Origin of the sequence: Vibrio sp. VPAP30, assembly GCF_001188205.1 — a bacterium.
Classification (GTDB): Bacteria; Pseudomonadota; Gammaproteobacteria; order Enterobacterales; family Vibrionaceae; genus Vibrio; species Vibrio bivalvicida.
Genome location: NZ_LBLS01000043.1, coordinates 197,806 through 210,325, shown reverse-complemented (window position 1 = coordinate 210,325; position 12,520 = coordinate 197,806). Strand labels below are relative to the sequence as shown.

Genomic DNA, 12,520 nt, shown 5'->3' with positions numbered 1-12,520 from the left:
CAAAAGAAAAAACTTACGCAAACGTTTGCTATCTATGTTTATCCACTGGTAGAATAGCGCCGTTTTCATATCCAACTTTAAACCAGAGGACTTCCCTGTGAGTGCTGATAACACTTCTCTTAGCTACAAAGACGCTGGCGTTGACATCGATGCAGGCAATGCGCTTGTTGACCGTATTAAAGGTGCAGTAAAACGCACACGTCGCCCAGAAGTAATGGGTGGTATTGGTGGTTTTGGCGCACTATGCGAACTGCCAACTAAATACAAGCAGCCAGTTCTTGTTTCAGGTACAGATGGCGTTGGTACTAAACTGCGCTTAGCTCTGGATATGAAAAAGCACGACACCATCGGTGTTGACTTAGTTGCTATGTGTGTAAACGATCTGATCGTACAAGGTGCTGAGCCATTGTTCTTCTTAGATTACTACGCTACAGGCAAACTCGATGTGGATACTGCTGCTGACGTAGTCTCTGGTATCGCAGACGGCTGTGTACAAGCAGGTTGTGCGCTAATCGGTGGTGAAACGGCTGAAATGCCTGGCATGTACGAAGGCGAAGACTACGACGTTGCCGGCTTCTGCGTTGGCGTTGTTGAAAAAGAAGACGTTATCGACGGCACTAAAGTGGCAGCGGGTGATGCGCTGATTGCTGTCGGTTCAAGCGGTCCACATTCAAACGGTTACTCGTTGATCCGTAAGATTCTCGAAGTATCTGGCGCAGACAAAAACGAAGAACTAGCAGGCCGCACTATTGGTGAACACCTACTAGAACCAACCAAAATTTACATCAAATCAGCACTTAAGATGATTGAGAAGCACGATATCCATGCAATCTCTCACATCACAGGTGGTGGTTTCTGGGAAAACATCCCACGCGTTCTTCCAGAGGGCACTAAAGCAGTTGTCGATGGAAACAGCTGGGAATGGCCTGTTATCTTCAAATGGCTACAAGAAAAAGGCAACGTAACCACTCACGAAATGTACCGCACATTTAACTGTGGTGTTGGCCTTGTTGTTGCTCTACCAAAAGATCAAGCAGATGCTGCTGTGAAGCTTCTTCAGGATGAAGGTGAGAATGCATGGGTAATTGGCGAAATCGCAAACGCTGAAGCAGGCGAAGAACAAGTAGAGATCAAATAAGCATGAAGAGTATTGTTGTTTTAGTTTCAGGAAATGGCTCCAACTTACAGGCGATTATTGACGCATGTAACACCCAAATTACCGGTGGCCGAGTCACTGCCGTATTCTCTAACAAAGCAGGCGTCTATGCTTTAGAACGAGCAGAAAAAGCAGGTTCAGCGGCACATTTCCTTGATCCTAAAGCATTCGATACTCGTGATGCCTTTGACCATGAGTTGATGAAGCAGATCGATGAGTATCAACCTGATGTCATCGTGCTGGCGGGTTACATGCGCATCTTAAGTGGCGAATTCGTTCGTCACTATATGGGACGCATGATTAACATCCACCCTTCTCTATTGCCTAAATACCCTGGATTGAACACTTACCAACGTGCTATCCATGCCGGTGATGAAGAACACGGTACTAGCGTTCACTTTGTCACTGAGCAACTTGATGGTGGACCTGTGATTCTGCAAGCGAAAGTGCCTATTTTTGACGAAGATACGGTCGAGACACTGACTGAGCGTGTTCAAACTCAAGAACACCGTATTTACCCTATGGTGGTAAAATGGTTAGTGGAAGAGCGCTTGGTAATGAAAGATGAAAAAGAAGCCTACCTCGATGGTAAGCTGCTTGGAATCCACGGTCACGCAGAAGACTAATACTCTGCTAAACCCAATCAAATACAAAGACGAGCTCATGCTCGTCTTTTTTCTTTACGACTGTTAATCCTCTATTCATCTTCGCTACCTTATCCTGACAAAAATGACGGAGGTAACGTATGGATCTTAAAAGCCTACTCAATCAAGCCCTTAGCTCAGACATTGTCCAAAAAGGGCAACAGCAGCTTAAGCAGCAATCCAATTCAAACACTCTAAAGTCTTTAGGCGCAGGAGCCGTAGGTGGTGGCTTAGTGAGCCTATTAATGGGTTCGAAGAAGAGCAAAAAGATGGGTAAAAAAGTCGGCAAAAACGCACTAAAGATTGGTGGCGTCGCTGCGCTTGGTGCGTTGGCTTACAAAGTCTACAACGACTATCAAGCTAAGCAGCCTACTTCTTCTCCACAAGAAACATTTAATTCAAATGACAATATCCATAACGAGTTGATCATCAAGGCGATGATTGCCGCCGCTAAGGCTGACGGCCACGTCGATAATGAAGAGATGGAGCGCATTGAGTCCACTCTTACACAAGCTGGTGCCAACACCCAACTTCAGCAATTGATTCACAGCGAACTCAACAAGCCGCTCGACCCAGGTGAAATAGCAAGGCTTGCTCAATCACCACAGCAGGCCTCAGAGGTTTATCTTGCCTCTTTGATTGTGGTTGATGAACAAAACTTTATGGAAAAGGCTTATCTTCAAGAGCTCGCTAAGCAGCTCCAGCTTGCCCCTGAAATCACATTCCAGCTAGAGCAACAACTACAAACTGATTAATTTTGATTAGGTTTTGAACACGTCGTCATACGCTTTGCGTTAGGACAAGCTTACACTTTGAGTTTCCGCATTTGAGTGTGTATATTTGAGAGCAGTTATCATTTATCGGAGTGCAAGCCATGCAAGTATACGGCTGTTGTGAGTTAGTGCGCGAACTGTACGCACAAATAGGAAGCGGCGATCAAGCCTATATACCACAAGCTATTTCATGCGCAGTAAGAGCGTTAAACGAAATCGCTGCTGACGAATCTTTGCCTAAAGAGGCTCGTGAAAAAGCGGCATTTGCGGCGGCAAACTTGCTGATCTCAGATTTTGAGGATAAGTAATGAACTTAGCCAACTTTGAAACAATGGACCCTGTCATGCTGATGAGCATCGTCAACATGAAGCTACGCGATGACTTCGGCGGTGATTTAGACAAGCTTGTCACATTCTTTGATATTGATAAATCAGCGCTAGAAACTAAGTTAGCTTCTGCTGGTTTTGACTTTTTACCTGAAGCTGGGCAATTCCGCTGATCACTGCGTTATCAGATATTAAAAAACCGCCTCGCTGGCGGTTTTTTATTGAATGACGACTATTACTCTTCTTCGAAGAATTCATCTTCATCGTCAAGTTCAGCTTGCGCTGCTGCTGCACGTTTCGCTTCTTCGTAACGTGCTTTCTTCTCAGCTGCTTCTTGAGCCAGTCGCTCTTCACGTTCGACACGAACTTTACGCGCTTCGCCTTTACGCTCGTTACGTACAGCTTGGTTTTGAATGAAACCTGCTAGCTCTTTTTCAGCCCACTCTTGTGCTGCTAATTCAGTTTCAAAGCCAGTTTCACGTTTTGATACTGACGTTTTACGTGAAGTCACTTGGCGAGTGATCTCTGCACACCAACCGTTACGCTTTTCAGTGACACGAATGGCAAATTTTTTGTTGTTCGACATTTTCATTTCCTAAGGGATTCTAATGGAATATTGAGGGATTTAGCCATCCCTTGGCAAGCGCGGTATTAGAGCATAAAAGCTATCAAAACGCTGCAAGTATTTTGCGGAATACGTCTATCAGGAACGCTTCGCTACGAGATCGGGCTTCGCCCGCGAGAATCTAGAACGGGCTCCGCCCTTCGAGAGGTTTAATCTAGTGTTACATGAGTAGGTTTTGGTGCATGGTATTATGCACACTCTCATCCCGCGAAGCGATCCATAGGGCGCAGCCCGTTCCCGCTTCTCGATTCTCGATTCTAAAAAAAGAAAGCGCAGACCTCTCGATCTGCGCTTAACATCTTATTTTATACTCTTAGCGTTTAGCCGATGTTTTTCCGTGCGTTTTGGAACATACGCATCCACGCACCGTTCTCGCCCCAACCTTCAGGAGACCAAGAGTTCGCTACTGTACGGAATACACGCTCAGGGTGCGGCATCATAATCGTTACACGACCATCTTGAGTTGTTAGACCTGTGATTGCGTTTGGTGAACCGTTCGGGTTGTTCGGGTATTGCTGAGTCGCATTGCCGTGGTTATCCACGTAACGAACCGAAACCATACCTGATGCTTCAATCGCGGCTAGGTGGTCAGCGTCACGTACTTCTACGCGACCTTCACCGTGAGAGACTGCGATTGGCATACGAGAACCTGCCATGCCATCGAAGAATACAGAGTCAGACTTCTGTACTTCGACTAAGCTGAAGCGAGCTTCAAAACGCTCAGATTCATTACGAACGAAGCGTGGCCACAGGTCTGCTCCAGGGATTAACTCTTTTAGGTTCGATAGCATCTGACAGCCGTTACACACACCTAGAGAGAAGGTATCTTCACGTTTGAAGAAGCCTTCAAACTGGTTGCGAGCTTGCTCGTTGAACAAGATAGACTTAGCCCAACCTTCACCTGCACCTAGCACGTCACCGTAAGAGAAGCCACCACAAGCCACTAGGCCTTGGTACTCTTCTAAAACAGCTTGACCCGTTAGAATGTCACTCATGTGAATATCTGTTGCTTCAAAACCTGCACGGTCAAAGGCTGCTGCCATTTCAACATGAGAGTTAACGCCCTGCTCACGCAGAACTGCCATCTTAGGCTTGGCACCTTTCGCGATGTAAGGAGCAGCGATATCTTCGTTTACGTCGAAGCTTAGCTTAACGTTTAGACCAGGGTCTGAGTTATCTTTCTTCGCTTCATGCTCTTGGTCTGCACATGCTGGGTTATCACGTAGACCTTGCATCTTATGCGTTGTCTCTGCCCAGATAGTACGCAGTTCAGTGCGGTTACGTTCTAGAACCACTGTCTCACCAGAAGTGATGACTAGCTCGTCAGATGCTTCTACAGAGCCGATTACGTGTGAGCACGCTTCTAGACCGTTTGCAGCAAGTGTAGAAAGAACAGCATCTAGATCATCATTCTTAACCTGAAGTACTGCACCGAGCTCTTCATTAAATAGAGCAGCTAGTGCATCTTCACCTAGGTTCGCAATATCTGCTTTAACGCCACAGTGACCCGCGAATGCCATTTCAGCAAGTGTTACGAACAGACCACCGTCCCCCTTGTCGTGGTAAGCCACGACTTGGTCGTTCGCTACTAGAGTTTGAACACCTTCGTAGAAACCTTTTAGCTGCGCTGCGTTGTCTACGTCTGCTGGCTTATCACCAAGCTGCTTGTAAACCTGTGCTAGTGCTGTTGCGCCTAGACGGTTCTTACCGTTACCTAGGTCGATAAGAACTAGAGATGTGTCACCTAGTCCTTCCAAGGTTTCAGGGGTGCGAAGCTGAGGTGTGATTGTCTTACGTATATCTTCAACACGAGCAAACGCAGTGATGATTAGAGACAGCGGAGAAGTTACTTCTTTCTGCTCGCCGTTATCGATCCACTTAGTCTTCATCGACATTGAGTCTTTACCTACAGGGATAGTTAGACCAAGTGCTGGACATAGCTCTTCACCCACAGCTTTCACCGCTTCGTAAAGACCTGCATCTTCACCTGGGTGACCTGCTGGAGACATCCAGTTCGCAGACAGTTTAATATGTTTGATATCACCGATGTTTGTCGCTGCGATGTTCGTGATCGCCTCGCCCACCGCTAGACGAGCCGAAGCGCCAAAGTCTAGTAGCGCCACTGGCGTGCGCTCACCCATCGACATCGCTTCACCGTGGTACGTGTCGTAGCTTGCTGCTGTTACTGCGCAGTTTGCTACTGGAACCTGCCATGGGCCAACCATTTGGTCACGCGCCACCAGGCCAGTCACCGTGCGGTCACCGATAGTAATTAGGAATGTTTTCTCAGCAACTGTTGGTAGACGTAGCACGCGCTCTGCTGCTTCGTTTAACTCAATACCATCACAGTTAACTGCTGGGTTATTCGCTTTAAGTGTTTTTGCATCACGGTGCATCTTAGGCGTCTTACCTAGAAGCACATCCATTGGCATGTCGATTGGCGTGTTGTCGAAGTGTGAATCTTCAAGTTTCAGTTCACGCTCTTCCGTTGCCACACCTACTACAGCGTATGGTGCGCGCTCACGCTTACAGATCGCATCGAATACTTCCATGTTCTCTGGTGCAACCGCCATTACGTAACGCTCTTGAGATTCATTACACCAGATCTCAAGCGGGCTCATACCTGGTTCATCATTTGGTACATCACGTAGTTGGAAAATACCACCACGTTCGCCATCGTCTACCAGTTCTGGAAGTGCGTTAGAGATACCGCCGGCGCCAACATCGTGGATGAATGCGATTGGGTTAGCATCACCTAGCTGCCAACAACGGTCGATCACTTCCTGACAACGGCGTTCCATTTCTGGGTTTTCACGCTGTACTGAAGCAAAATCTAGATCTTCTGCTGATTGACCAGACGCCATTGAAGATGCCGCACCGCCACCTAGGCCGATGTTCATTGCAGGACCGCCAAGCACAATTAAGCTTGCACCGACCGGGATCTCTTTCTTCTGCACGTGCTCGTCACGGATGTTACCCATACCACCAGCAATCATGATTGGTTTGTGGTAACCACGAACCTCTTCACCTGCGTGAGAGTTCACTTTTTCTTCGTAAGTACGGAAGTAACCGAGCAGGTTTGGACGACCAAATTCGTTGTTGAACGCCGCGCCACCGAGTGGGCCTTCTAGCATGATGTCTAGTGCGTTAACGATTCGCCCCGGCTTACCGAAATCTGTTTCCCATGGTTGTTCAAAACCTGGAATGCGTAGGTTAGAAGTTGTAAAGCCAACAAGACCTGCTTTTGGCTTACCACCAATACCTGTTGCGCCTTCATCACGGATTTCACCGCCTGAACCTGTAGAGGCACCCGGCCATGGAGAGATAGCTGTTGGGTGGTTGTGCGTTTCCACCTTCATAAGAATATGTGCTTTCTCTTGGCTGTAACCGTATTGACGAGTTTCTGGATTCGGGAAGAAGCGACCCACATCAGAACCTACCATTACCGCTGCGTTATCTTTATATGCAGATAGCACATTTTCTGGTGTCGTTTCGAAAGTGTTCTTGATCATCTTAAACAGAGACTTCTCTTGCTTAACACCGTCGATAGTCCAATCTGCGTTGAAGATCTTGTGACGACAGTGCTCTGAGTTCGCCTGTGCAAACATCATTAGCTCGATGTCGGTAGGGTTACGATCCAGTTTGTTTACGAACGCATCGTAAAGATATTCGATTTCGTCATCGGCAAGTGCAAGACCTAGGGTAACGTTTGCGTTTTCAAGTGCAGCACGGCCACCTTTAAGTAGGTCAACATCCGCGACTGGCGCAGGCTCAGCCACTTGGAATAGTGCTTGTGCAGATTCAAATTCAGTGAATACCACTTCCATCATGCGGTCATGCAAGATAGCTTTGAGCTCAACCAGTTGAAGCTCGCTTAGCTCAGCCGATGATTCGATGTAGTAAGCCGTACCACGCTCTAGACGAACAACCTTATCTAGACCACAGTTATTAGCGATATCCGTCGACTTTGAAGACCAAGGCGAGATAGTACCTGGGCGAGGAGTCGCAAGAAGAAGTAGACCTTCAGGTGCGTACTCTTCACCATTTTCGTCAAAAGAAAGTGTTGGACCATAAGTTAGGAGTTTTTCTAGTTTCTCAACTTCAGACGCATCTAGGTCTGTCGTTAGATCAGCAAAGTGTGCAAACTCAGCGTAAATACCTGTTACAGGTAGGCCCAGTTCACGACAAAGCTCTAGAAGCTTGTTAACACGAAATTCAGATAGAGCTGGGGAGCCACGAAAAATTCTCATGCGCTTAGGTCTCTTATGCAATTGATTAAGGTGATATTGGAATAAATTCAGTGAGTTACTGCACTACTTCGAAGCTATTCACGAAATTCTGCCAAACCTATGCCGATTCCACCTCTTCACTTGCGAGCGCATTATATAGCAATTATTTTTGTGATGTAACACCAAAAGCAACCGTTTGCGTCATTTTTTTTGTCAATTTTGAATTACAACAAGATTAAGATTTTAACTACAGTTATCTCGCCTACTCACTGATTGGCTTGCCTTGTTATGACACTCTGCTATAAATGCCGTACTGGATGTATGAGATCGTCGTTAATGAAGAAGTATTATAAAAGTCACTTTATGTCACTGAGTCTGATTATGATTTCAGCCTTGTTGCTCTCAGGCTGCCAAATCGAATCAGAACCCAAAAGTGAACTCGACTTAATTAAAGAGCGTGGCGTGCTACGCGTAGGTACCCTAAACAACCAACTGTCATATTATATTGGTCCCGACGGCCCTGCTGGTCTCGACTATGAGTTAGCACGCGAATTCGCTAACGAGTTAGGTGTTCAGCTTGAGATGAAACCTGCTTACCGTATTTCTAGCCTCTACCCTGCTCTCGAAAAAGGTGAAATAGACATCATAGCGGCAGGGCTGAGTCAATCACCTGAACGTCTTAACAACTTCCGCCCAGGCCCTGCTTACTATTACGTAAGCCAACAAGTGGTGTATAAGAAAGGCAATTGGCGCCCCAGAAGCCTGAAACAACTACTCGCAAAGCAGGCTGAACTGATCGAAAAAAATCAGGGGCAAGATATCTTAAGCATTGTCGGTGACTCTCACTTTAATAAAACTCTTACAGATATTAAGACCCAGTATCCTGAGTTTTCCTATCACGTTGATCCCAATGCAGATGTTAATGATCTGCTTAAAGCCGTATCTAAAGGAGAGTTGAGATTCACAGTCGCAGATTCAGTAGAGGTATCACTCTCTCAGCGAATCTATCCAGATATCGCACTAGCGTTCGAACTGACAGAAGATCAGCCTATTTCATGGTTTTTACGTCCCTCTCAAGATGAAAGCCTGTACGGACTTTTAATTGAGTTTTTCGGTGCAATAAACCAATCCGGCCACCTTGCTTCTCTCGAAGAGAAATACATTGGCCATGTTGGCAGCTTTGATTATGTTGATACCCGCGCTTTTATTCGCGCTCTCGATTCTAAACTACCGAAATGGTCACCACTATTTAAAAAATATTCTGATGAATTTGACTGGCGCCTAGTTGCAGCCTTGGCTTACCAAGAATCTCATTGGAACCCTGTAGCAAAATCACCAACTGGGGTACGTGGGATGATGATGCTCACATTGCCAACAGCAAAAAGCGTTGGCGTTACCAATCGCCTCAATCCTAATCAGTCTGTGCGCGGTGGCGTGGAATATCTACGCCGGATGGTTGAACGCATCCCTGATTCAATCGAAGAACATGAAAAGATTTGGTTTGCTCTGGCTTCCTACAACGTGGGCTATGGTCATATGATGGATGCCAGACGTCTGACCAAGCGCCAAGGCGGTAACCCAGATGCGTGGTCAGATGTTAAAGATCGTCTGCCACTGCTGCGTCAGAAAAAGTATTACAGTCAAACGCGTTACGGATTCGCTCGTGGCGATGAGGCACGTAACTACGTTGAAAACATTCGCCGTTATTACCAAAGTATCATCGGTCATGTAGAGCAACAATCAGTCTCAAATGATGATGCCAGCATAGATGATTTAACCGTAATCCAAGTACCTGAAGCTTCAATCTCAGACGCGACATCGACTTCTGCAGCACAGCCCGCGTTAGTAAATGAGAATACAGGCGAACAATAATCACCGGGAGCGCTATTTTGCTTAAAGATAGCGCTCTTGATTTCCCTTCAAATCGCCCACATATAATATCGTGTCGAAGATCACTTACGGACTTTCTTAAAATCGTAACAATGAGCAGGTATAAGACGTTAACCGTTTGAATATTTGTCGCCTTCGATTCCATTCGTGATTGATTTAGTTTTAACCATAATAGGAGGTTGTTTTATGGCTAGACGTAGAATGCAGTCAAAACGCCTTAATAAGACTGTTGCAGCAAACCGCCGAAAGCGTATGTTAAGCAACAACAAGAAAAAGGTGATTGCACGTCACCGCGCTTTTATGCAGTTAATCGCTGTATAATCCACAAAGAGCAAACATCTTAATGAAGATGTTTGCTTGAAAGCTTACTCACCCTGTAGTTTCAGCTTTAGTTTTCTTGCCTTTTTACGCTGCGCTCTTTTCTCTTTACGACGACGTTTAAAGAATGTCTGAAGCTGAATACGGCACTCTTCTTCTAGCAAACCATACTCGACATCTGCATAGTGGTAAGCTGCTTGGTGCTCAAACAGATTTAACACAGTCCCAGCAGCTCCAGCTTTTAGATCGCGAGCTCCAAATACAACTCTCTTCACTCGGCTATGTAATAGCGCCCCAGCGCACATGGGGCATGGCTCTAGAGTGACATAAAGGGTAGTATCCAACAGCCGATAATTCTGCAACGCTTGGCCTGCTTTACGCAATGTCTGAATTTCAGCATGCGCCGTGGCATCGTGCTCACCTATCGACTGGTTCCAACCCTGTGCAATCACTTCACCATCTTTGACTAAAACAGCACCGACGGGCACTTCACCTTCCGCTTCGGCTCTCTCGGCAAGTTGCATAGCCATACGCATAAAGTGATGATCTTGTTCAGAAAATTGGGGGGCTTCTTGCTCAATAGACACTATGTTTGCTCGCAGCATTAATTAGGGAGATGGATTATAGCGTTTCAAATCGAGTATAACAAAACGCCCAACATTTTAAGCTGGGCGTTGTTAATAGATAGTTCGGTAAGATTAAAAACCTAACGGCAAGCCAAAGGTAAAGAAACCAATCAATACTGCCGACCACAAAGTTAAGAAAGCGACCGAATAAGGCACCATAATGGCAATCACATCACCAAATGTCAGCTCAGGTTTGTACTTACGCATAAAGGCGAGAACAACACCGGCATAGCTCATCATTGGAGTAATGATGTTGGTGGAAGAATCAGCAACACGGTAAGCCGCGGTGACTAAATCTGGTGTCATATTCGGGTTAACCTGATACAACATTGGAACGAAAATTGGACCAAGCAGCATCCATTTGGATGTTAGGCCACCAACGAACAAGTTAATCACAGCGGTGGTCAAAATAAAGCCAAGCAGCATTAACGCAGGGAACTGTTGAAGACCCAGTGACTGTAAGAAAGTCGCGCCTAGATAAGTCACATAAGTGCCCAAACCTGAGTAGCTAAGTAGCGCTAAGAAGTTGTAACAGAAGAAGGTTAGTACTAACACATAACCCATGGTGTTCATCTGCTTAACCATCGCAGTTACAACGTCTTGAAGCTTCTTGAATTTGCCAGTTGCAACACCAAAGCACAGACCAACAACAGCAAACACCAAAGAGATAAGAAGGATGATGTTATCTAGGTAAGGGGTTACCTCTTTACCAGCGTCATTGGTATAAGTCGCTAATGGACCAATCGCTAAGCCATAGATCGCTGCTAAAGTCACTAATAGACCAACACCGGCCCAACGCAGACCTTTTTGCTCTTGCTTGGTAAGCTCAAACTCATCAAAGTTTACTTCCTCTGGAAGTTGATAAGTCATCTTTTCCAGACGAGGAGTGATAAAACGTGTGGTAACCCAAGCACCAACCACAGCGAGTAAGAAGGTTGACACTAAAACAAAGAAATAGTGCATGGTAGCTGGATTAAGCTCTTCACCATTACGACCAACGAATGGGATGTTTTGTGACTCAGCAAAGATCTTAGCATTCACACCTAAAACAACATCAACTGGTGTTGCTGGTAGTAAGTTGGCGCTAAAGCCTGCTGATACACCAGCAAATGCCGCCGCCATACCAATGAGTGGGTTTTTGCCAAGACCTGCGTATAGAAGACCCGCTAAAGGAATCAGTACTAAGTAACCCGCATCAGCCGCAATGGAACTCATGATGCCAAGGAAGACAACCAGTAGTGGAAGTAAGCGGTCACTAATCTTTAGGCCGACCTTTTTGATGACTGCGGTTAAAAGTCCTGAGTTCTCCGCAATACCAACACCTAACATAACAATCAAGATAACGCCAAGTACGCCATGACCAAACGCTAGCCAGTTTTGCAGTAGAGCGTTCTCAAACATCCAACGGAAATTTTCCGCCGCTAACATGTTCTTAATCGAGAACTGAACCGCTTCCCCACCCTTGCCGATGGTTTCAAAGCTCACGCCATCCATTAATCCGGTAATAACCAGAGAAAGCGCAAACAAAAACATAAATATAATGACCGGATCTGGGATCTTCTTACCCGCTCTTTCGATGAACCCGATAACCCCTGAAGGCTTTACTTCAGGTGCTGCAATTTCACTCATAAATGACATCCTAAACTTTTAACTGAGTCACATTTAATAAATTGGTCGGGCACATTATCAAACAGAATATATGGTGTAAAACCACACTTATAAGAGTAAGTAATATAAAAAACTATCGTGAATAGTTATAACCAAACAAAAGGCCAAAGCGAAACATACAGATCTACTATTAATGTCACTTAATAGCCATTTGAAAGAATTTATAACCAATAAAAATTAATTTTAACAATTAAAGAAACCAGCATTAACCCATTTAGCAGACTTATATTCCACTCAAAAACAAAAGCCTCGCTAATTAGCGAGG

Annotated in this window: 11 protein-coding genes; 7 read left to right on the top strand and 4 right to left on the bottom strand. The window is 45.6% G+C overall.

The features are described 5' to 3' along the window. The first annotated feature begins 97 nt into the window (after positions 1-97). The 5 genes from purM to ZX61_RS21215 all read left to right on the top strand — a co-directional run bounded on the left by purM (position 98) and on the right by ZX61_RS21215 (position 3,072). Positions 98-1,138 (top strand): phosphoribosylformylglycinamidine cyclo-ligase, encoded by a 1,041-nt coding sequence (gene purM / locus ZX61_RS21235; protein WP_049846579.1) that lies wholly within the window; start codon positions 98-100, stop codon positions 1,136-1,138. A gap of 2 nt (positions 1,139-1,140) precedes the next feature. Next, a complete protein-coding gene (gene purN / locus ZX61_RS21230) occupies positions 1,141-1,782 on the top strand; it encodes a phosphoribosylglycinamide formyltransferase (protein ID WP_004742989.1) in 642 nt (213 codons plus the stop codon). A 119-nt stretch (positions 1,783-1,901) separates the two neighbouring features. Continuing rightward, the gene (locus tag ZX61_RS21225) at positions 1,902-2,555 is read left to right on the top strand and encodes a tellurite resistance TerB family protein (protein ID WP_049846578.1); all 654 of its coding nucleotides are present in this window, start codon (positions 1,902-1,904) and stop codon (positions 2,553-2,555) included. 119 nt (positions 2,556-2,674) lie between these two features. Then, positions 2,675-2,881, top strand: a complete 207-nt coding sequence (locus tag ZX61_RS21220) for a YaeP family protein (RefSeq protein WP_049846577.1) — start codon at positions 2,675-2,677, stop codon at positions 2,879-2,881. Next, the gene (locus ZX61_RS21215) at positions 2,881-3,072 is read left to right on the top strand and encodes a DUF4250 domain-containing protein (protein ID WP_049846576.1); all 192 of its coding nucleotides are present in this window, start codon (positions 2,881-2,883) and stop codon (positions 3,070-3,072) included. Before ZX61_RS21220 ends, ZX61_RS21215 begins: the two co-directional genes overlap by 1 nt. A 62-nt stretch (positions 3,073-3,134) precedes the next feature. Here ZX61_RS21215 and ZX61_RS21210 read toward each other — a convergent pair whose 3' ends face one another. Together ZX61_RS21210 and purL are read right to left on the bottom strand one after the other, a co-directional pair. After that, on the bottom strand, positions 3,135-3,485 hold the full coding sequence (locus ZX61_RS21210; RefSeq protein WP_049846575.1) for a DUF3622 domain-containing protein: 351 nt from the start codon (positions 3,483-3,485) through the stop codon (positions 3,135-3,137). A 359-nt stretch (positions 3,486-3,844) separates the two neighbouring features. Next, positions 3,845-7,774 carry a phosphoribosylformylglycinamidine synthase gene (gene purL, locus ZX61_RS21205; RefSeq protein WP_049846574.1) on the bottom strand — a complete coding sequence of 1,310 codons (3,930 nt, stop codon included), beginning with the start codon at positions 7,772-7,774 and terminating at the stop codon, positions 3,845-3,847. Between the two features lie 315 nt (positions 7,775-8,089). On the opposite strand from purL, the gene mltF reads away from it, so the two are divergent. Both mltF and ZX61_RS24675 read left to right on the top strand, forming a co-directional pair. Next, complete coding sequence (gene mltF / locus ZX61_RS21200; RefSeq protein ID WP_049846573.1) at positions 8,090-9,625, top strand: membrane-bound lytic murein transglycosylase MltF; 1,536 nt, start codon at positions 8,090-8,092, stop codon at positions 9,623-9,625. Between the two features lie 204 nt (positions 9,626-9,829). Continuing rightward, the gene (locus ZX61_RS24675) at positions 9,830-9,964 is read left to right on the top strand and encodes a hypothetical protein (protein WP_268808193.1); all 135 of its coding nucleotides are present in this window, start codon (positions 9,830-9,832) and stop codon (positions 9,962-9,964) included. 44 nt (positions 9,965-10,008) lie between these two features. Here ZX61_RS24675 and tadA read toward each other — a convergent pair whose 3' ends face one another. Both tadA and ZX61_RS21190 read right to left on the bottom strand, forming a co-directional pair. Then, complete coding sequence (tadA, locus tag ZX61_RS21195; RefSeq protein ID WP_082173548.1) at positions 10,009-10,548, bottom strand: tRNA adenosine(34) deaminase TadA; 540 nt, start codon at positions 10,546-10,548, stop codon at positions 10,009-10,011. 111 nt (positions 10,549-10,659) lie between these two features. Next, positions 10,660-12,216 carry an AbgT family transporter gene (locus ZX61_RS21190; RefSeq protein ID WP_049846571.1) on the bottom strand — a complete coding sequence of 519 codons (1,557 nt, stop codon included), beginning with the start codon at positions 12,214-12,216 and terminating at the stop codon, positions 10,660-10,662. Positions 12,217-12,520: the final 304 nt, after the last annotated feature.